This is a genomic window from Staphylococcus sp. EG-SA-14 (assembly GCF_017151935.1).
Lineage (GTDB): Bacteria > Bacillota > Bacilli > Staphylococcales > Staphylococcaceae > Staphylococcus > Staphylococcus aureus.
The window spans coordinates 161,827-181,180 of sequence record NZ_JACVZM010000002.1 but is presented as its reverse complement, the minus strand read 5'-3'; the positions used below and the strand labels follow the sequence as shown (position 1 = coordinate 181,180).

Annotated in this window: 23 protein-coding genes and 1 pseudogene; 15 read left to right on the top strand and 9 right to left on the bottom strand. The window is 29.9% G+C overall.

What is annotated here, in order from left to right; genetic code table 11:
- The first annotated feature begins 207 nt into the window (after nt 1–207).
- The 5 genes from racE to IDG63_RS03100 all read left to right on the top strand — a co-directional run bounded on the left by racE (nt 208) and on the right by IDG63_RS03100 (nt 2,909).
- A complete protein-coding gene (gene racE / locus IDG63_RS03120; protein ID WP_001039659.1) occupies nt 208–1,008 on the top strand; it encodes a glutamate racemase in 801 nt (266 codons plus the stop codon).
- Between the two features lie 11 nt (nt 1,009–1,019).
- Entirely contained in the window at nt 1,020–1,607 is a 588-nt protein-coding gene (locus IDG63_RS03115; RefSeq protein WP_000659317.1) for an XTP/dITP diphosphatase, read from the top strand.
- Entirely contained in the window at nt 1,600–2,103 is a 504-nt protein-coding gene (locus IDG63_RS03110) for a YfcE family phosphodiesterase (RefSeq protein WP_000049484.1), read from the top strand. The genes IDG63_RS03115 and IDG63_RS03110 overlap by 8 nt, the downstream gene beginning before the upstream one ends.
- Nucleotides 2,104–2,230: 127 nt before the next feature.
- Nucleotides 2,231–2,398, top strand: a complete 168-nt coding sequence (locus IDG63_RS03105; RefSeq protein WP_001788629.1) for a hypothetical protein — start codon at nt 2,231–2,233, stop codon at nt 2,396–2,398.
- A 193-nt stretch (nt 2,399–2,591) separates the two neighbouring features.
- Entirely contained in the window at nt 2,592–2,909 is a 318-nt protein-coding gene (locus IDG63_RS03100) for a fibrinogen-binding protein (protein ID WP_000739211.1), read from the top strand.
- Nucleotides 2,910–3,226: 317 nt separating this feature from the next.
- Here IDG63_RS03100 and IDG63_RS03095 read toward each other — a convergent pair.
- Nucleotides 3,227–3,319, bottom strand: a pseudogene (locus tag IDG63_RS03095) (hypothetical protein).
- A complete protein-coding gene (locus IDG63_RS03090) occupies nt 3,279–3,680 on the bottom strand; it encodes an FPRL1 inhibitory protein FLIPr (RefSeq protein WP_000739570.1) in 402 nt (133 codons plus the stop codon). Before IDG63_RS03090 ends, IDG63_RS03095 begins: the two are co-directional and overlap by 41 nt.
- A 669-nt stretch (nt 3,681–4,349) precedes the next feature.
- Here IDG63_RS03090 and IDG63_RS03085 point away from each other — a divergent pair.
- The 4 genes from IDG63_RS03085 (at nt 4,350) to IDG63_RS03070 (ending at nt 6,730) form a co-directional block, all read left to right on the top strand.
- Entirely contained in the window at nt 4,350–4,856 is a 507-nt protein-coding gene (locus tag IDG63_RS03085; RefSeq protein WP_000584398.1) for an SA1002 family membrane protein, read from the top strand.
- A 259-nt stretch (nt 4,857–5,115) separates the two neighbouring features.
- Nucleotides 5,116–5,613 (top strand): complement convertase inhibitor Efb, encoded by a 498-nt coding sequence (gene efb, locus IDG63_RS03080; protein WP_000791581.1) that lies wholly within the window; start codon nt 5,116–5,118, stop codon nt 5,611–5,613.
- Between the two features lie 150 nt (nt 5,614–5,763).
- Nucleotides 5,764–6,114, top strand: a complete 351-nt coding sequence (locus IDG63_RS03075) for a complement inhibitor SCIN family protein (RefSeq protein WP_000669528.1) — start codon at nt 5,764–5,766, stop codon at nt 6,112–6,114.
- Between the two features lie 361 nt (nt 6,115–6,475).
- Nucleotides 6,476–6,730, top strand: a complete 255-nt coding sequence (locus IDG63_RS03070) for a hypothetical protein (RefSeq protein WP_001195974.1) — start codon at nt 6,476–6,478, stop codon at nt 6,728–6,730.
- 262 nt (nt 6,731–6,992) lie between these two features.
- Here the strand turns inward: IDG63_RS03070 and IDG63_RS03065 are convergent, their stop codons facing one another.
- The 3 genes from IDG63_RS03065 to hyl form a co-directional block, all read right to left on the bottom strand.
- Nucleotides 6,993–7,178 (bottom strand): hypothetical protein, encoded by a 186-nt coding sequence (locus tag IDG63_RS03065; RefSeq protein ID WP_001032816.1) that lies wholly within the window; start codon nt 7,176–7,178, stop codon nt 6,993–6,995.
- Between the two features lie 621 nt (nt 7,179–7,799).
- Nucleotides 7,800–8,033, bottom strand: coding sequence for a hypothetical protein (locus tag IDG63_RS03060; protein ID WP_000231631.1), 234 nt, complete (start codon nt 8,031–8,033; stop codon nt 7,800–7,802).
- A 476-nt stretch (nt 8,034–8,509) separates the two neighbouring features.
- Nucleotides 8,510–9,469, bottom strand: a complete 960-nt coding sequence (gene hyl / locus IDG63_RS03055) for an alpha-hemolysin (RefSeq protein WP_000857488.1) — start codon at nt 9,467–9,469, stop codon at nt 8,510–8,512.
- A 672-nt stretch (nt 9,470–10,141) separates the two neighbouring features.
- Here hyl and IDG63_RS03050 point away from each other — a divergent pair.
- Both IDG63_RS03050 and IDG63_RS03045 read left to right on the top strand, forming a co-directional pair.
- On the top strand, nt 10,142–10,288 hold the full coding sequence (locus tag IDG63_RS03050) for a hypothetical protein (RefSeq protein ID WP_000765708.1): 147 nt from the start codon (nt 10,142–10,144) through the stop codon (nt 10,286–10,288).
- Nucleotides 10,245–10,469, top strand: coding sequence for a hypothetical protein (locus IDG63_RS03045; RefSeq protein ID WP_077448298.1), 225 nt, complete (start codon nt 10,245–10,247; stop codon nt 10,467–10,469). The genes IDG63_RS03050 and IDG63_RS03045 overlap by 44 nt, the downstream gene beginning before the upstream one ends.
- A gap of 388 nt (nt 10,470–10,857) precedes the next feature.
- Here IDG63_RS03045 and IDG63_RS03040 read toward each other — a convergent pair whose 3' ends face one another.
- The 3 genes from IDG63_RS03040 to IDG63_RS03030 all read right to left on the bottom strand — a co-directional run bounded on the left by IDG63_RS03040 (nt 10,858) and on the right by IDG63_RS03030 (nt 13,227).
- A complete protein-coding gene (locus IDG63_RS03040) occupies nt 10,858–11,574 on the bottom strand; it encodes a superantigen-like protein SSL12 (protein WP_000041896.1) in 717 nt (238 codons plus the stop codon).
- A gap of 107 nt (nt 11,575–11,681) precedes the next feature.
- A complete protein-coding gene (locus IDG63_RS03035; RefSeq protein ID WP_001063554.1) occupies nt 11,682–12,407 on the bottom strand; it encodes a superantigen-like protein SSL13 in 726 nt (241 codons plus the stop codon).
- A 67-nt stretch (nt 12,408–12,474) separates the two neighbouring features.
- Nucleotides 12,475–13,227, bottom strand: coding sequence for a superantigen-like protein SSL14 (locus IDG63_RS03030; RefSeq protein WP_000739542.1), 753 nt, complete (start codon nt 13,225–13,227; stop codon nt 12,475–12,477).
- A gap of 436 nt (nt 13,228–13,663) precedes the next feature.
- Between IDG63_RS03030 and argF the strand changes: the two genes are divergently transcribed.
- The 4 genes from argF (at nt 13,664) to elxI1 (ending at nt 17,882) form a co-directional block, all read left to right on the top strand.
- The gene (gene argF / locus IDG63_RS03025) at nt 13,664–14,665 is read left to right on the top strand and encodes an ornithine carbamoyltransferase (protein WP_000793602.1); all 1,002 of its coding nucleotides are present in this window, start codon (nt 13,664–13,666) and stop codon (nt 14,663–14,665) included.
- Nucleotides 14,666–14,687: 22 nt separating this feature from the next.
- Nucleotides 14,688–15,620 carry a carbamate kinase gene (arcC, locus tag IDG63_RS03020; RefSeq protein WP_001074342.1) on the top strand — a complete coding sequence of 311 codons (933 nt, stop codon included), beginning with the start codon at nt 14,688–14,690 and terminating at the stop codon, nt 15,618–15,620.
- Nucleotides 15,621–15,791: 171 nt separating this feature from the next.
- Entirely contained in the window at nt 15,792–17,348 is a 1,557-nt protein-coding gene (locus IDG63_RS03015; RefSeq protein WP_000432070.1) for a YfcC family protein, read from the top strand.
- A 306-nt stretch (nt 17,349–17,654) separates the two neighbouring features.
- The gene (elxI1, locus tag IDG63_RS03010; protein ID WP_000149423.1) at nt 17,655–17,882 is read left to right on the top strand and encodes an epilancin biosynthesis-related protein ElxI1; all 228 of its coding nucleotides are present in this window, start codon (nt 17,655–17,657) and stop codon (nt 17,880–17,882) included.
- 305 nt (nt 17,883–18,187) lie between these two features.
- Here the strand turns inward: elxI1 and IDG63_RS03005 are convergent, their stop codons facing one another.
- On the bottom strand, nt 18,188–19,135 hold the full coding sequence (locus IDG63_RS03005) for a TDT family transporter (RefSeq protein ID WP_001239286.1): 948 nt from the start codon (nt 19,133–19,135) through the stop codon (nt 18,188–18,190).
- Between the last annotated feature and the right edge of the window lie 219 nt (nt 19,136–19,354).

The window sequence follows — 19,354 nt, the reverse complement described above, 5'->3', positions numbered from 1 at the left end:
ATGTTCCTTTCAAAATTAAATTGAATGGAGATACACAATAACTTGGAAGGGATTTTTTTAATAAGCAGATTACATGACAATATGATAGTGGGCTGATTTAAAATAAATATTATAATGACAAAAATGGTAAACACAGTGCATAATACTAAAATCCAATGCTTAGTTATGATAAACTAAAAATTAAATTAAAAGTAAGGATGACCGAATATGAATAAACCAATAGGTGTAATAGACTCTGGTGTCGGAGGTTTGACAGTAGCTAAAGAAATTATGCGTCAGTTGCCAAATGAGACGATTTATTACTTAGGTGATATTGGACGATGTCCATATGGGCCAAGACCAGGAGAACAAGTAAAACAATATACAGTTGAAATCGCTCGTAAATTAATGGAATTTGATATAAAAATGCTCGTGATTGCTTGTAATACAGCAACTGCTGTAGCTTTAGAATATTTACAAAAGACCTTATCAATCCCAGTGATTGGCGTAATTGAACCAGGTGCTAGAACAGCAATAATGACTACTAGAAATCAAAATGTATTAGTACTAGGAACGGAAGGCACAATTAAATCTGAAGCATATCGTACGCATATTAAACGTATCAATCCACATGTAGAGGTACATGGCGTTGCCTGTCCAGGTTTTGTGCCACTTGTAGAACAAATGAGATATAGTGATCCAACAATTACAAGCATTGTCATTCATCAAACACTGAAACGTTGGCGTAATAGTGAGTCTGATACTGTCATTTTAGGATGTACCCACTATCCATTGCTCTATAAACCTATCTATGATTATTTTGGTGGTAAAAAGACAGTGATTTCGTCTGGATTAGAAACGGCTCGTGAAGTTAGTGCATTGCTAACATTTAGTAATGAACATGCAAGTTATACTGAACATCCAGATCATCGATTTTTTGCAACAGGTGATCCTACTCACATTACTAACATTATCAAAGAGTGGTTAAATTTATCTGTCAATGTGGAACGTATATCAGTGAATGACTAGGAGGATTTTTAATGAAAGAGATTGTTATTGCATCGAATAATCAAGGGAAAATAAATGACTTTAAAGTAATATTTCCAGATTACCACGTAATAGGTATTTCAGAACTAATACCAGATTTTGATGTGGAAGAAACAGGATCAACATTTGAAGAAAATGCTATATTAAAATCAGAAGCTGCTGCAAAAGCATTGAATAAAACGGTCATAGCTGATGACAGTGGACTAGAAGTTTTTGCATTAAATGGTGAGCCAGGTATATACTCTGCACGTTATGCTGGTGAAAATAAAAGCGATGAAGCAAATATTGAAAAATTATTAAATAAGCTTGGTAATACAACTGATCGTCGTGCGCAATTTGTTTGTGTCATAAGTATGAGTGGCCCTGATATGGAAACAAAAGTATTTAAAGGTACTGTTTCAGGTGAAATTGCAGATGGAAAATATGGCGAAAATGGTTTCGGATATGATCCGATATTTTATGTACCGAAATTAGATAAAACCATGGCTCAACTTTCAAAAGAACAAAAAGGGCAAATTAGTCATAGACGAAATGCGATTAATTTACTTCAAGCTTTTCTTGAAGGTGATAAAAATGTCTAAATGGATTATTGTGAGTGATAACCATACTGAATCAGGCGTTTTATATCAAATTTATGAAATGCACCCAGATGCAGATGTATATTTACATTTAGGAGATTCAGAATTCGCGTATGATGATACGGAACTTAGCTTATTTAATAGAGTAAAAGGCAATTGTGATTTTTACCCAGAATTTGAAAATGAAGCGGTCGCAAAATATAATGACGTGAAAGCATTTTATACTCATGGACATTTATATCAAGTCAATCGAACAAGAGATTTATTAGCTGAAAAAGGACTTGAATTAGGTTGTTTGTTTGCATTTTATGGACATACACATGTGGCAAAATATGAGTATATTAATGGTGTTCATGTTATTAATCCTGGAAGTATATCTCAATCTAGAAGTTCAATGGAAGAAACATATGCTGAAGTTATTATTGATGATCAAACTTTACATGGCACCATCAATTTCAAAAATCGACATCACGAAACAATCAGTCATACTACTTTTTAAATAGAAGTAGCTATGGCTTTTTTTAGTTTATAGACTGATTTAACTAGGAGGTCGTGTCATGAATGTTTGTTTAAAAGTATTTCTGACAATTTTATAAGATAATTGGAATGAATAACACATTTATGTTATGAAAAGAATTGTAATTTTGGAGAATGTGATCGTTGATGACCCTATATGGTTGAATCATGTTGATTATTTGGTTAAAAGTGTATTATTAAAAAGTATAAAATTAAGATTTCAAGAAGTCAGGAAATTTGAAATTTTAGTTAAAATCATGAATCGTATACATATTTAAAAGGATTTCTAAAGTCATAAATTATATCAATAATTTGATGGTTAAAATATGGAGTAGCAAAATTCTTGAAATTCAGAAATGTAGTGACACAAATATTAATGTTTAGTTAATAAATAGTTAATGTAGTTTTTTGTATCTGTCTATTATTATAAATATATACAAAATAAATATTTGAGGATAGGTGTTATTAATTATGAAAAAGAATTTTATTGGGAAATCAATTTTAAGCATAGCTGCTATTAGTTTAACGGTATCAACGTTTGCCGGTGAATCTCATGCACAAACTAAGGTTGAAAAATATAACGAGTATCAAACAAACTTTAAAAAACAAGTAAATAAAAAAGTTATGGACGCACAAAAAGCTGTAAACTTGTTCAAACGTACAAGAACTGTTGCAACACACCGTAAAGCACAAAGAGCTGTTAATTTAATTCATTTCCAACACAGCTATGAAAAGAAAAAATTACAAAGACAAATCGATCTAGTTTTAAAATATAATACTTTAAAATAATTGATAGAAGCCATGCTATAGAGTGTGGCTTTTTGCTATATTCAAAGGTATAATTAGTTTATAATATTGTGTTCATTTGAATGGTGAGATTATTAGAATAAATAATATAAATAATTACTTAAAAGTGAATGCAATAGTTGTTTATGTTTTGAACAAGCGAGGTGGCTATTGTGAAAAGGAAATCGAATGTATTAACAATCATAAAAATTGTAACGGATATAGTGGCAACCGTGTTAATCATACGTGCTTTATTAAACAGTCGTAAAGATGCTAAATAAATTAGAAGTTACTTAAAATAAAAAAAGCACGCCAAAACGTTAGCATTGTTTTCTAACGTTTGGCGTACAACTATTTAATTCAGTATGTTAATTAATCCCAATAAATCGAGTCAATTTCACCGTTTTTAACAACTTTAATATTTTTTCTGTTCTCTTCTAAAGGACGAGTTAAGTCAAAAGTATAGTAATCTCTAGGACCACCATCTTTAATTCTGACAACTGCTTTCTTCACATCACCTTGGCTTAATTTTTTAACAATAAGGTACAGATCATTAACAGTTTCAGCTTTGTAAGGAGTTAGATTTTTATCAGACTCTTTCATTAACTTATCAATACGTTCATCGTCCTTTTTAGCTTGATCTGCTAAATTTTTTGCGATTTCTAAACCTTTCCATTCATAACTAAAGAAAGCTTTAGCATCATTAGTTTGAGTTGAAAGACCTGCAGCGATTACTGTAGATGCGATAATAGTTTTTGTGATATTTTTTTTCATAATAAGTTCTCCCTGTAAAATAAATTTGTACTTACTAATGCGAGTACACTGCTATTTTACAAACGGTTTCATGCATTTACCAGTTAACACTTCATTAATTAAAATTAAGTGCAAATTAATAAGGTTTAATGCAATCGAAAAAGAATAATGATGAATTTGATGGTATTATTTTTATTTGAGGTATTATTGAATTTGTTGATAGTATAATAATAGTAGTAAACGTCGCTCAACTATGATTGGATAATTTTTATTGTTAAAACGATATATATTTCTTTGCATTTTGTTTGCAATGTTGGGTAGACAAACACTCCAAATTGTTATACATATAGCTTTTTTGATAATTAATGTTTATAAAACAAAGAAATGATTCATAGTAGAGAAGTAATTAATATGTATAATTTTACTTATAAAGAAATAAGAGATATATTCTAATTAAGGTTGATATGTTATGATTAATATATAAGTTAAAAATTATACTATTTAATTGAATTATGCATTTTCGAAGTAAGCATAATTCAACACTTACATTTTTAAATAGATAAAATAGTGTAAAATCACGTGCCAAGATTACTATAGAGTAGGCATTGAGTATTATTGGCAATCACTTAAGTGATTGTTATTTTTCGTGGTCAATAATAAAGATATAAATAAATATATTGAGGTCAAACGATGATAATTAAAATTTTAACAATTCTATTACTACTTTGTATATTGAGCTATTTGGTTACAAATAGAAAGAAGCCTTTTCTGTTCTTAAAGACACTCTTTATGGGTGTGGTATTTATCTTTATAGGATATATTTCACTGGCAATATCTGCCGTAATTATTTATGGTATTATTCAATTTATCACAATTGATTTTGGTAGTTTTTTCTTAATGGGTATTATATTGATCTTGATTTCAAGTATATTCCAATTATTTATAGTTAGATTACTTTTTAGAAAAAAGAATGTCGATTTGACAGAGGTTGTCGTTTTAGAGCATTTAATTCAATGGTTCTTAGTTTACTTTGCGATCTATCAAGCAGTAAATGAAAAAATGGACATTAATGATATTAATATCGACAATTTCCAATCTGTCTTTTTTGACGTGTCTAATTTGAATTTAGTAATTCTACCAACGTTAATCATTAGCTGGGTCACAATATTTAACTATAGAATGAGAAGTTACAAATAAAATCTATGAAATTATACCATCAGACACCAACTTTCAAATGGTGTCTTTTTTTGTTGTGTGGTTTTATTTTTGAAATTCGAAAAAGTAGAGGCGTGAATTTTTTGACTAGTGTATCAGTGCTGATGAGTCACAAGATAGATAACTATATTTTGTCTATATTATAAAGTGTTTATAGTTAATTAATAATTAGTTAATTTCAAAAGTTGTATAAATAGGATAACTTAATAAATGTAAGATAATAATTTGGAGGATAATTAACATGAAAAATAAATTGATAGCAAAATCTTTATTAACAATAGCGGCAATAGGTATTACTACAACTACAATTGCGTCAACAGCAGATGCGAGCGAAGGATACGGTCCAAGAGAAAAGAAACCAGTGAGTATTAATCACAATATCGTAGAGTACAATGATGGTACTTTTAAATATCAATCTAGACCAAAATTTAACTCAACACCTAAATATATTAAATTCAAACATGACTATAATATTTTAGAATTTAACGATGGTACATTCGAATATGGTGCGCGTCCACAATTTAATAAACCAGCAGCGAAAACTGATGCAACTATTAAAAAAGAACAAAAATTGATTCAAGCTCAAAATCTTGTGAGAGAATTTGAAAAAACACATACTGTCAGTGCACACAGAAAAGCACAAAAGGCAGTCAACTTAGTTTCGTTTGAATACAAAGTTAAGAAAATGGTCTTACAAGAGCGAATTGATAATGTATTAAAACAAGGATTAGTGAGATAATACTTCTGTCATTATTTTAAGTTCAAAATAATTTAATATTATATTATTTTTTATTAATAAAACGACTATGCTATTTAATGCCAGGTTAATGTAACTTTCCTAAAATTGACTATATAATCGTTAAGTATCAACTTTTAAGGAGAGTTTACAATGAAATTTAAAAAATATATATTAACAGGAACATTAGCATTACTTTTATCATCAACTGCGATAGCAACTATAGAAGGAAATAAAGCAGATGCAAGTAGTAAGAAAGACTATATAATTCAAAGTGAGTTTCATGATAAACGAATTGCTGAAGAGTTGAAATCACTACTTGATCAATCTTATGTAAATGATTTAGCTGCAGGTAGCTTAAACCCATACTACAAACGTACGATTATGATGAATCAATATAGAGCAAAAGCTGCACTAAAAAGTAATAATTTTGCAAAAATGGCTGAAGCTAAAGTAGCATTAGAAAATATTTACAAAGAAATTGATGAAATTATAAATAGATAATAAATAAAACAGGTTGAGACAAAAAATGGTCTTAACCTGTTTTCAATTTGCATATGTGATAAATTCTATATCAAAATGCTTATGTATAATGAATGACATTTAAAAGTAGGGGAGACAAATATAAATACAATAGTTCCTAGGATTACTCTCAAAATAACTATATCAATTATTTACTTTGCTCTCCTATTTTTTAAAATATGTACATGTTTAAACAATCAAAAGTGTACAATATTAAATTATCATTTCTAGTTCTAGTGCTATATTGGTAGTAGTTGACTAAATGAAAATAAGCTTATAACAAGTTTTTTCAATACTCGTGGGGCCCCAACACAGAGAATTTCGAAAAGAAATTCTACAAACAATGCAAGTTGGGGTGGGGCCACAACAGAGAGAAATAGGATCACCAATTCCAACAGACAATGCAAGTTGGCGGGGCCCCAACATAGAGAAATTGGATCACCAATTTCAACAGACAATGCAAGTTGGGGTGGGGCCCAACACAGAAGCTGGCGAAAAGTCAGCATACAAAAATGTGCAAGTTGGCGGGGCCACAACAGAGAGAAATAGGATCACCAATTCCAACAAACAATGCAAGTTGGCGGGGGCCCCAACATAGAAGCTGGCGAAAAGTCAGCTTACAAAAATGTGCAAGTTGGCGGGGCCCCAACATAGAGAAATTGGAACCCCAATTTCTACAGACAATGCAAGTTGGGGTAGGACATCGATAAAAAAATACTTTTTCTTTAGAAATTAGTATTTCTTATGCATGAGTTTTACTCATGTATTCATTTTTTAAGTAGACATTAGCTACAGCTAATGATAAAGAACCACTACATAATAAATCATTAGTGGTTCTTTATCATTTCTATCTCACTCTTTTACTGGAAGAAAAAGTTTACGTTTGTAGAACATGCCACAATACCAAAAATAATTAAGAAAAATAAGACGATAAGCATGATGACACTTTTCAAACAACCTTTATCAGTTTCTTCCGATTTTCTTTGTTGAACCTTTTTATAATCTTCAAGTAGTTTTGAGGCTTTTTTATTTATATGTTTATTCATGATGTTGACTCCTTATAATATATGTTTAATTCATTAAAATAGTTGAAAACATGACTTGAAATAAAGATATAAAGCTAAAGTAAGGATGTTCAATTGTTTCAAATTTTATGAAAGTATAACGTTAAATATGTTAATTTGATGATGATATTTGCTTTTTATTTTCCAAATGGAATTTCCTTAAACTGATGCATTAAAATATTAATGAAGCACTAGAATACATAAATGAATAGTAATGGTGCACAGTATAGAATAATTAAGGCTATATTAAGTATAAATATCGTTAACTGTAAGCTATCTTTAGTTTTAATATAAACTATTAGGATAATCGACGTAAGAAGAATCATATATATTAATGATGAAGAAGTCCATACAAAATCCGCATCATTTGTTGTTAATAATGGGACTATAATTAATCCGAAATTAATCATGCATGCTATATATACTATAATGTTATACACAATGTTAATTTTTGTTCACCACCTTATACTTCTATTTTAAAAACTTCTTTATAATGATATATTGTTTAATGTTGAAATAATTAGATTATCTAATTTTCATTTGCTTTACATGTAAAAGGCTATATATAGTATGCTCTTTATGATTCTAAATGCTTTTTAATATTTAATGCTCATCAACATTTGGATTTTGAATATTCAATTCAAAAACTTTATTAGCTACGTCAATTGTAAAATCAGAACCATAGTTGACATGAGCTACTTTTAATTTTCCATCTAAATAATAGATTGCGATTGCAACATCGTAAAATTCGTCAATGACAAATAAACTCTTTTCGTTTGCTACAACCTCATGCTCTCCTGAGTATACAACGTTAATTTCCCAATCATTAAAAACCATTTGTTAACCTCCTTGAACATTTAAATTGATTCAACTTAAGTTTAACTTATTCATACAACTTCGTACAATATCTAGATGAACATTAATTGTATTTCTAGAAATCTTTTTCAATTATATGTACTAATTATACTTTTAAATTTCTTATTTCAGTATAGTTTTAAAACGGTTTTAAAATAATTCTGCAAATATATTAACACATAATGTGTTCAAAAAGTTTTGAACAATTTCAAAACTTTTATATAAAGGGTTTGACAACATGGAATTCAAATTTCTTATTTTAAAAATTACCTCATATAGTGTCATGTTTAGTCTAATTTTTAAGTCAGGAAAGCAAATCAAGTACATAGTTTAAATTAAAAATATCATAAGTTAATTAAACTAAATTCAGTATAAAAATTAGCCGAAAAACATCATTTCTGAAGTTATCGGCTAAAGTTATAAATTATATTTATTTGTACATGAACAAATAATTTACATTAATTTGTCATTTCTTCTTTTTCCCAATCGATTTTATATCTTTCTGAAGAACGATCTGTCCATTTATCTTTAGTATTGGTACCTTTCCAATTTGTTGAAGTCCAATGCAATTGGTAGTCATCACGAACTCGTTCGTATATTACATCTATATTTGTTTGTTGTTTGGATGCTTTTCTATCCATAGTAATAACTGTAGCGAAGTCTGGTGAAAACCCTGAAGATAATAGAGAACTTGCTTTGTTAGGATCAAGGAAGTTCTCTGCTGCTTTCATAGAACCATTTCTAGTTTTCATGAAAAGTTGATTGCCATATACCGGGTTCCAAGAATCTCTATCATATGGTCCCCAATTTTGATTCACCATATTGTTAAATATCACTTTCCAGCCTACTTTTTTATCAGTTGGGCTCTCTAAAATTGTTTTGAAATCAGGTTGAACATATTTCAGTGTATGACCAATCGAAACATTTGCACCAATAAGGCCGCCAATTTTTCCTGTATCATCACCAGTAACATTACCGTTGAATCCATAAGTTAAAGTACTCATATACTCTTTTGTATCAATCGAATTTCTTGGATAGTAATCAGATATTTGAGCTACTTCATTATCAGGTAGTTGCAACTGTACCTTAAAGGCTGAAGGCCAGGCTAAACCACTTTTGTTAGCACCTTCTTCGCTATAAACTCTATATTGACCAGCAATGGTACCTTTCGTTCTAATAACTAGCAGTTTTTTATTGTGATTTTTATCATCGATAAAACTATAAAATACTTTTTTGTGCATGCCATTTTCTTTATCATAAGTGACTAAATCACCTGTTTTTACTGTAGTATTGCTTCCAATATCTGTAGTACCGGTTTTAATATTAATATCAGAATCTGCGGCATTAGCGACAGGATTCATTAATATGGAACCTAGCAATAGTGTTGTTGTTACTGAGCTGACTATACGTGTTTTCATTTTCATCATCCTTCTATTTTTTTAAACGATTTGAGGAAACAATAATCAATATGTCAATTTAGAATATTGCAGTTGAGACATATCAAATATTTATAATCGTTTATATTAGTATATTTAATGTAGCAACTGATAAATTACTGAGTGATGATGAGTGATTATTTTAAGAATATGTTTTTAACTTTTATTTAAAATTTGAAAGGAAGCATTTCAATTTCGAGGGTTAGTCAAAGTTGAATAAATTCTTTATGAAACAAGGAAAAGACATAGCTAATTTTATTGATTAATTTCTTTAAAACTAATGATTTGTTTGATTTAAAAATGTAATCGATTACAATATAAAAATACAAATATCTTAGAATTAAATCAATTAATTAACTATTAAATAAAAATTAACTATATATTAACTACTGTAAATTAATAAATAGAAATAGAGAAAAAGGGTATTAATTATGTTTGGAATTTCGTCGGGAATAATTTTTGCCATTACATAGAAATATCTAATAGATAACGAAAAAGTATCGTATGTATTTTTAATATAGTGTAAAATATCATATGTAAAATAAAATGTAGATTTATAGTTAGAGGCATTATAAGAAAATTTTGAGTATAGGTTAGCTTTTAATTATGAATCTTATTGAAATTTGATTAATAAAAATATGATAGGGGATTAAAATGAAACTATTTTATATCGTATTTCTTATTATTATATGGCTGAATATATTTTTAGGAAATGAAATCATCCATACACTGACTGTTTTAATAACAACATTATATATTGTTAATTCAAGAAAGGGGATTAAAAATGACAGAGTTGAATAATATTATAAACTTTCTTCAATCTTTGTTTGAGTCTGAATCAGGCTATAAAATTTCGAAAAATTCAGGAGTTCCATATCAAACAGTACAAGATTTAAGAAATGGGAAAACCAAACTAGAAGATGCTAGATTTAGAACGATTATTAAACTTTATAGTTACTATGTCTCATTAAAAGAACATTAATCATGGGACAATAAAGTATTGCTATAATAATTGAATCATTAAATGAAGGAATAGAGCCTAAGACATAATAAATCAATGTCTTAGGCTCTACAATATTATATTGGTAGTAGTTGACCGAATGAAAATGCCCATGTAACAAGCATTTTTCAATTATAGGCGGGGCCCCAACACAGAAGCTGACGAAAAGTCAGCTTACAATAATGTGCAAGTTGGGGAGTGACAACGAAATAAATTTTATAAAATACCATTTCTGTCACATTCCTACTCCCAATTCCATTTAAATATATAGAAAATTTCACCTATTATATACATCATACACTTTAAAAATTATCATTTAAATAATCTGATTTGGAATTAAAGTGCATGAAGTATAAGTCACCTTCATATACTAATCAAAGAGGACGTCAACAGTTATTTTATTAGGATTTTTAACATAAACATTTGCTAGATCTGAATGTAATCTTTTGCTTAAATCAATAGTGTAGTTATTACCGCCACCGGTGATCTTAAGCTTACCTTTATTACGATTTTCGTTATATAATATTTTATTTTTTATTAACGCTTCTCGTGCACGGAAATCGATTTCTTTCAATGTTAATACTGGTTTATTGCCTTGGTATATTTTATGCGCACCAATAATCGTTTGTAGTTTATCTTTGTATTGCACAAAAAGATTATAAGTTTTATCAGAAGGTTTTGCGGCTGGTGTAACGCCACCTGTAAATGTCTCTCTATAAGACCACCATAACTGATCAGTATCTTTGTCTTTTAGTCCAAACACATCTACGTAACGATCTTTTAACTGATTAATATTTCCCCAACTTTCAGCGCCCCATAAAGATATATGTGCTGACCATGAATATCTCTTAAGTTCAACATAAATGTTTCCATTATCATATTGATATAGCCATTTATTTGAAAATGAAAAATGAGGCTGTGTGTAATATTTAATTAATTCATTGATGTTAGTTTCATCTTGACCAATACTATAAGCTTTAGCTTCAGAGTAAAAACTAAATACTGGTTTTTGATTTTGAGGTAATACAGTACCTAATAGTAATAATGTTGTCGTTAAAATTATATTTTTCGTGATGTTCTTACTCATTAGAACATCTCCTTTCAGAGGAATCATGATACGAGGAATAAGAAATTTAAATGTGAGCGAAGTCAATATAGTATTTGCGATTATTTTTATTAACTCCATTATTATTGTTAGTTTGATTTTTCGAGGATAACTTCAATTTTTGCATTTTGAGGTTTTTTAACATATCTATTTGCATCAGTTGATGGCAACCTTTTACTTAAATCTATTGTGTAGTTATTGTCTGCACCTGTTATTTTAATTTGTCCTTTATTATAAGAATTATTATATAATTTTTTACTTTTAATTAATGTTTGACGAATACGAAAATCTAATTCTTTTAAAGTTAAAACAGGCTTATTGCCTTCATAAACTGGAAATCCGCCAGTAAACGTTTCTGCTTTATCTTTATATGTTACATTCAGTTTATAGTGTTTATTGTTAGATGTTGCTGCAGGAGTAACACCACCAGTAAACGTTTCTTGAGATAATGCAAAAGAATCAATGGTTTCTTGGTCTTTTATGCCAAAAATATCAACGCTTTTATTTCTTAATTGGTTGATATTGCCCCAACTTTCAGGTCCATAAACTTGAATATGACTATACCAAGAAAACTGTAACAACGTTGCATGAATCGTACCGTTATCTTTTTGCCATAACGTACTGTTAGAGAAGGTTAAATATTTTTGCGAGTAATATTTAGTTAACTCATTAACGTTAGTTTCGTTTTGATTTATATAATAAGCTTTCGCTTCAGATGAAGAATTGATAGGTGTATTAGGAAATTGTGTAAATGCTGTACCTAATAGTAACAATGTTGTTGATAAAATAATTTTTTTCGTGATGTTATTGTTCATTCGAATTTCTCCTTTGAGTATTGTTGGAATGTTTAATTATAAAAAGGGGTTAATTAGATAATTGAAATTATCCGCATTTACAAAAGGTAATAGGTTGGTTAGATTTTTCGAGTATGACTTCAATTTGTGCATTTTTAGGATTTTTAACATAACGGTTTGTGTCAGTTAATTTTAACTTTTTACTTAAATCAATCGTGTAATTATTTCCATCAACAGTTATCTTAATTTGACCTTTATTAAATTCTCCGTTATATAACTTTTTATTCTTTATTAATGTTTGACGAATACGGAAATCTAATTCTTTTAAAGTTAATACTGGTTTATTTCCTTTGTAAAATTCATGTCCACCGATGATAGTTTGTTGTTTATCACTATATTTTAAAAATAGTCTATAAGGCTTATCAGATGAAGTAGCAGCTGGCGTAACACCACCAGTAAATGTTTCATCATAAGTCCAGTAACCTTCAACTGTGTCCTCATCTTTAGTTCCAAATATATCAACGTATTTATTTCTTAACTGATTAATGTTTCCCCAACTCTCGGATCCAAACACTTGAATATGACTATACCAAACCCACGTTTGCAATGTTGCATGAATGCTACCATTGGGCTTTTGCCATAACCATTTATTTGATAGTGATAAATGAGGCTGTGTATAATACTTTATTAACTCATTGATATTAGTCTCGTTTTCACTGATATTATAGGCTTTTGCTTCAGATGAAAAACTGATTGGTGTTTTAGGAAGTTGTGTTGATGTGGTTCCTAAAAGTAACAATGCAGTTGATAAAACTAATTTATTCATGATGTTCTTTTTCATATGAAAATCTCCTTTGCGTGAATTACCCAAAGTATATAAGCTATTACACCGATTCGGAATTAAATAAAAGCTAAAACTATGTTAAATAAACTTAAACAGTTAGTAGTGTTATTTAAGCAAAACTTATCATTTTTAAGTTTTGGACAGAAACAGTACTTAATAAAGTAGGCTGGAGTATATATTAAAAACGACACGTTACAATTATTCTCTAATCAATTGCATTAAATTGTTTGATAATTGAATTTTCTAACTACTTGAAAAATAGTTATACTTTAAATGTAGTACTTATTTTAATTATTTCCTACTACTTAAATTTAATATTAATAAAATGTTCATTTAATTATTGATAAAATATTACAAATTTTAATAGTAGGTTGTGTTTATTTTGTATGCGCTTACAATTTAGGTGTAACTAAAATAAAAGGAGTTGTTATTAATGAAAAATTTACGAAACAGAAGTTTTTTAACTTTATTAGACTTTTCACGACAAGAGGTAGAATTCTTATTAACACTCTCCGAGGATTTAAAACGTGCTAAATATATTGGCACTGAAAAGCCTATGTTAAAAAATAAAAATATTGCATTGTTATTTGAAAAAGATTCTACAAGAACGCGATGTGCATTTGAAGTTGCAGCGCATGATCAAGGTGCAAATGTAACTTATTTAGGCCCAACTGGATCACAAATGGGTAAAAAAGAAACAACTAAAGATACTGCACGTGTGCTTGGTGGAATGTATGATGGCATTGAATACCGTGGTTTTTCACAAAGAACAGTAGAAATTTTAGCTGAATATTCAGGCGTACCAGTGTGGAATGGTTTAACTGATGAAGATCATCCTACTCAAGTTCTTGCTGATTTCTTAACAGCAAAAGAAGTCTTAAAAAAAGATTATGCAGATATTAACTTTACATATGTTGGAGATGGTCGTAATAACGTTGCAAATGCATTAATGCAAGGTGCTGCCATTATGGGTATGAACTTCCATTTAGTTTGTCCAAAAGAATTAAATCCAACAGATGAATTATTAAATCGCTGTAAAAATATTGCCGCTGAAAATGGTGGCAACATATTAATCACAGATGATATTGACCAAGGTGTAAAAGGTTCGGATGTAATTTACACTGATGTTTGGGTATCAATGGGTGAACCTGATGAAGTATGGAAAGAACGACTTGAATTATTGAAACCATATCAAGTAAATAAAGAAATGATGGATAAAACTGGTAATCCAAATGTTATTTTTGAGCATTGCTTACCATCTTTCCATAATGCTGATACGAAAATTGGTCAACAAATTTTTGAAAAATATGGTATTCGAGAAATGGAAGTTACAGATGAAGTATTCGAAAGTAAAGCTTCAGTTGTATTCCAAGAAGCTGAGAACAGAATGCATACAATCAAAGCAGTCATGGTTGCTACATTGGGTGAATTTTAAATGATATAAGGAAGTGAATATGATGGCGAAAATAGTAGTAGCATTAGGTGGTAATGCTTTAGGAAAATCACCTCAAGAACAACTCGAGCTTGTTAAAAATACTGCGAAATCATTAGTAGGATTAATAACAAAAGGACATGAGATTGTTATTAGTCATGGTAATGGACCACAGGTTGGAAGCATTAATTTGGGACTTAACTATGCTGCAGAACATAACCAAGGTCCGGCATTTCCATTTGCTGAATGTGGCGCAATGAGTCAAGCTTACATCGGCTATCAATTACAAGAAAGCTTACAAAATGAATTGCATTCTATTGGAATGGATAAACAAGTGGTAACACTAGTGACACAAGTTGAAGTTGATGAAAATGATCCGGCATTTAACAATCCTTCAAAACCAATTGGGTTATTTTACAACAAAGAAGAAGCTGAACAAATTCAAAAAGAAAAAGGATTTATATTTGTTGAAGATGCTGGAAGAGGATATAGACGCGTTGTTCCTTCACCACAACCCATCTCTATTATTGAATTAGAGAGTATTAAAACACTTATTAAAAATGATACACTCGTTATTGCTGCTGGTGGTGGAGGTATACCAGTAATTAGAGAGCAACATGATGGTTTTAAAGGTATTGATGCAGTTATAGACAAAGATAAAACAAGTGCGTTGTTGGGTGCTAATATTCAATGCGATCAATTGATTATTTTAACAGCAATTGATTATGTATATATTAATTTTAACACTGAAAACCAACAGCCTTTGAAAACAACAAATGTTGATGAATTAAAACGATATATAGACGAAAATCAATTTGCAAAAGGAAGTATGTTACCAAAAATTGAAGCAGCCATATCATTTATTGAAAACAATCCAAAAGGAAGTGTGCTTATAACATCATTAAATGAATTAGATGCTGCCTTAGAGGGTAAAGTAGGTACTGTGATTAAAAAGTAATTGAATTGAAACGCTTTTCAATTACTATATGTCAAATGCATGATTTTTATTATTTATGTGCACCCCCTGAAAATAATGCCTCTATTTTGATGCGGGGTGCACTTTCTTAATTTATATTTATAAAATCTTTAAGGTAGAAATGCTAGGTTAAATGTCGAAGGAGATGAAACCGTGGAAAATACAATTAATGAAAGTGAAAAGAAAAAACGATTTAAATTAAAAATGCCAGGTGCATTTATGATTTTATTCATTTTAACGGTTGTTGCAGTTATAGCAACATGGGTTATTCCTGCTGGTGCATATTCTAAACTTTCTTACGAACCTTCATCCCAAGAACTAAAGATAGTTAACCCTCATAACCAAGTGAAAAAGGTTCCGGGTACGCAACAGGAACTAGACAAAATGGGGGTTAAAATTAAGATTGAACAATTTAAATCAGGTGCAATTAATAAGCCGGTATCAATTCCGAATACTTATGAAAGATTAAAGCAACATCCAGCTGGACCAGAACAAATAACAAGTAGCATGGTTGAAGGTACGATAGAAGCGGTCGATATCATGGTATTCATTCTTGTACTAGGGGGACTTATTGGCGTAGTTCAAGCCAGTGGTTCTTTTGAATCGGGATTGTTAGCTTTAACGAAGAAAACAAAAGGGCATGAATTTATGCTAATTGTGTTTGTATCAATACTAATGATTATCGGCGGGACATTATGTGGTATTGAAGAAGAAGCTGTAGCATTCTATCCGATTTTAGTCCCTATATTTATAGCGTTAGGATACGATTCTATCGTTTCAGTTGGTGCCATATTCCTTGCCAGCTCTGTCGGTAGTACATTTTCAACTATTAACCCGTTCTCGGTTGTAATTGCCTCTAATGCCGCTGGTACAACTTTTACGGATGGCTTGTATTGGAGAATAGGTGCTTGTATTGTCGGTGCGATTTTTGTTATTAGTTATTTATATTGGTACTGTAAAAAAATTAAAAAAGATCCTAAAGCGTCATATTCTTATGAAGACAAAGATGCTTTTGAACAGCAATGGTCTGTATTAAAAGATGACGATAGTGCCCATTTTACTTTGCGTAAGAAGATAATCCTTACATTATTTGTACTACCATTTCCAATTATGGTATGGGGAGTTATGACGCAAGGTTGGTGGTTCCCAGTTATGGCTTCAGCATTTTTAATATTTACAATTATAATAATGTTTATTGCTGGGACAGGTAAATCTGGATTGGGAGAAAAAGGAACTGTAGATGCATTTGTCAATGGTGCATCAAGTTTAGTAGGTGTATCTTTAATTATTGGTTTAGCTCGAGGTATTAATTTAGTATTGAATGAAGGTATGATTTCAGATACAATCTTACACTTTTCATCATCTTTAGTTCAACATATGAGTGGACCATTATTTATCATCGTATTACTATTTATTTTCTTCTGTTTAGGTTTTATCGTGCCATCATCTTCTGGATTAGCGGTATTATCAATGCCTATCTTTGCACCACTAGCTGATACAGTAGGTATACCAAGATTCGTCATCGTTACGACATATCAATTTGGTCAATATGCGATGTTATTCTTAGCGCCGACTGGACTTGTTATGGCCACACTACAAATGTTAAACATGCGATATTCACATTGGTTCCGATTTGTATGGCCGGTAGTTGCTTTTGTATTGATTTTCGGTGGCGGAGTACTAATTACGCAAGTACTAATTTATTCATAATTTGAAATGCTATATTATAAAAATACTAAATGGGTTTTATGCATCTCGTAGGTTTGTAGAAATACTAAACTAAGCGAGGTGCATTATTATTTTTGATTAAGAAAATAATGACGGTAATCATAACACTAGTAAGTAATTGATACAATACTCTATTTAATAATGATATTTTTAAAATTTGTTTTTAATGTAATGTTAGATCTATGGTATATTATATTTATCGTGGTAAATATGTATTTGCTGTAAACAGTTTTTGTAACACATGACACATATGGTTGTGAAAATAGCATATATAAAGGATGGCTATAAATGACACATTTGACAAAGGTTTTAGATACACTAACTGGAATATGCGTAGTATTATTATTTAGTAAATATTTTGTGGCGTATGCAAATATGGTGTTTGATTGGAATTTAAGATGGTATTTGCTAGAAAACATACCACATTTGCCAATTATATTATTTATTCTGATGTTTATTTTCGGAGTACCTTCTGAAATGATAAAAGATAGGCAAAGGAAAAATAACGGTGTTTAATTTATCGATATTTAGAGGTGATAAAATTTGTCAACTATTACAAAGACTAAAATAAAAATCTTTATTAATTATTTTATTGGTATATTAGCCTTGGCGTTTGCTGCTTATATATTATTTAAATAAAGGTTAGAGTGAAACGTGTTTATGAACTAGACGTTCTAGTATAGTTACTACAGCTTTAGTCAGAAGGTATCATTGATAAGATCATATTAAATCAAAGAGGCATTGATATACACTAAAAAGAGGCAAGATTACCTGCCTCTTTTTTAGTTATTAAATATGCGTGTTAATTCTTGGTAATAGTGTTACTGAGACGCATTACGAAGAAATTTATCTTGATTTTCCTTTTTTAAAAAGAAGTGAAGGTATCCTATAAAGACTCTAAGTACTATTACAGTAGCTAATAACACTTCGATAAACAAAAGACCTTTCCAAATGTCTGGAAACATAAGTACAGGCAAACTGTTCTTTAAAGCAGTTGCTGAGATTACTAAAGGGAATGTGAAAGCTGAAAATACGGGCGAAAAAGGTTCTTTTAGTAATTTAGGCAATTGTATAATGATATAAAAATAAAATATTTGAGCTAATAGTAAAAATATAATTACGATAAAAGCATTCGCCTTAGGAAAGGCTATAACATATGCTGCAGCGACTAAAGAAAATGGTGCACAAATTGTCGATGTGTTCGGTTTGATTGACGTCTGCAATGGAAATGCTTTTAATCGCTTGAAAACAATAGGTAAGACAATACAAGTAGCTACAAAGCCATATATTACTGTTAATTGACCTATGAAAAAATATCCGCTAACGGGTGCCGTCAATCCTGCGATAGCAATACCAATAAAAAGTACAGTCCACGAAGGATAAACATTTTCAAGTGAAAAATCTTTTAAATATTTTATTGAAAAAATAATCATATGCGTCATAATTCCCACAAGGCATAAAATCCAAATAGGCGTTATTAAGCTATTGATAAAAGTTATGTTACTAAAAAATGTATTTAAATAAGTAGTACCTAAAAAGCCAGACATGAAAAATGTTGTGAACACTGATGAAACTAGAGGACTGTTTAATTGTTCTTTCACATTATTAAAATATTTGATCATAGTACATAAAAGGTGAATCCAAATCAAGAAAGCAAAGATTCCGCAAACAGCGTTTAAAGTAAGAGATAAGTCTTTTAATAGATTACCCAGGCCTAATAATCCTAAGACTAGTCCTGACGTTACTAGAGGTGCTTTTTGAAGTCTCATGATTTACAACCTTTCTTATGTGATTTTCTTCACTAATTATATCATGATAGCTATGGCCAATTAATAAGAAGAGTGTGTACTATTACGTTATTAGAGTATGTATATTGGATTGATAGACACATAATTGACATTTAAATCTCAAAATTAATGATATTTGAGGTATGCTTTGCAACCTAAATATTGGAATATGTGGAAAAGTAATTATTTAATTTAAATGAT

What these genes read in the sequence shown, in the direction of transcription:
- argF (WP_000793602.1), top strand. Translation starts at nt 13,664, where the DNA reads ATGAAAAATTTACGAAACAGAAGTTTTTTAACTTTATTAGACTTTTCA.
- IDG63_RS03075 (WP_000669528.1), top strand. Translation starts at nt 5,764, where the DNA reads ATGAAATTTAAAAAATATATATTAACAGGAACATTAGCATTACTTTTA.
- IDG63_RS03070 (WP_001195974.1), top strand. Translation starts at nt 6,476, where the DNA reads ATGCAAGTTGGGGTGGGGCCACAACAGAGAGAAATAGGATCACCAATT.
- IDG63_RS03040 (WP_000041896.1), bottom strand. Translation starts at nt 11,574, where the DNA reads ATGAGTAAGAACATCACGAAAAATATAATTTTAACGACAACATTATTA.
- IDG63_RS03065 (WP_001032816.1), bottom strand. Translation starts at nt 7,178, where the DNA reads ATGAATAAACATATAAATAAAAAAGCCTCAAAACTACTTGAAGATTAT.
- IDG63_RS03115 (WP_000659317.1), top strand. Translation starts at nt 1,020, where the DNA reads ATGAAAGAGATTGTTATTGCATCGAATAATCAAGGGAAAATAAATGAC.
- arcC (WP_001074342.1), top strand. Translation starts at nt 14,688, where the DNA reads ATGGCGAAAATAGTAGTAGCATTAGGTGGTAATGCTTTAGGAAAATCA.
- IDG63_RS03090 (WP_000739570.1), bottom strand. Translation starts at nt 3,680, where the DNA reads ATGAAAAAAAATATCACAAAAACTATTATCGCATCTACAGTAATCGCT.
- racE (WP_001039659.1), top strand. Translation starts at nt 208, where the DNA reads ATGAATAAACCAATAGGTGTAATAGACTCTGGTGTCGGAGGTTTGACA.
- IDG63_RS03085 (WP_000584398.1), top strand. Translation starts at nt 4,350, where the DNA reads ATGATAATTAAAATTTTAACAATTCTATTACTACTTTGTATATTGAGC.
- hyl (WP_000857488.1), bottom strand. Translation starts at nt 9,469, where the DNA reads ATGAAAACACGTATAGTCAGCTCAGTAACAACAACACTATTGCTAGGT.
- IDG63_RS03100 (WP_000739211.1), top strand. Translation starts at nt 2,592, where the DNA reads ATGAAAAAGAATTTTATTGGGAAATCAATTTTAAGCATAGCTGCTATT.
- efb (WP_000791581.1), top strand. Translation starts at nt 5,116, where the DNA reads ATGAAAAATAAATTGATAGCAAAATCTTTATTAACAATAGCGGCAATA.
- IDG63_RS03060 (WP_000231631.1), bottom strand. Translation starts at nt 8,033, where the DNA reads ATGGTTTTTAATGATTGGGAAATTAACGTTGTATACTCAGGAGAGCAT.
- IDG63_RS03005 (WP_001239286.1), bottom strand. Translation starts at nt 19,135, where the DNA reads ATGAGACTTCAAAAAGCACCTCTAGTAACGTCAGGACTAGTCTTAGGA.
- IDG63_RS03035 (WP_001063554.1), bottom strand. Translation starts at nt 12,407, where the DNA reads ATGAACAATAACATCACGAAAAAAATTATTTTATCAACAACATTGTTA.
- IDG63_RS03110 (WP_000049484.1), top strand. Translation starts at nt 1,600, where the DNA reads ATGTCTAAATGGATTATTGTGAGTGATAACCATACTGAATCAGGCGTT.
- IDG63_RS03030 (WP_000739542.1), bottom strand. Translation starts at nt 13,227, where the DNA reads ATGAAAAAGAACATCATGAATAAATTAGTTTTATCAACTGCATTGTTA.
- IDG63_RS03105 (WP_001788629.1), top strand. Translation starts at nt 2,231, where the DNA reads ATGAAAAGAATTGTAATTTTGGAGAATGTGATCGTTGATGACCCTATA.
- elxI1 (WP_000149423.1), top strand. Translation starts at nt 17,655, where the DNA reads ATGACACATTTGACAAAGGTTTTAGATACACTAACTGGAATATGCGTA.
- IDG63_RS03050 (WP_000765708.1), top strand. Translation starts at nt 10,142, where the DNA reads ATGAAACTATTTTATATCGTATTTCTTATTATTATATGGCTGAATATA.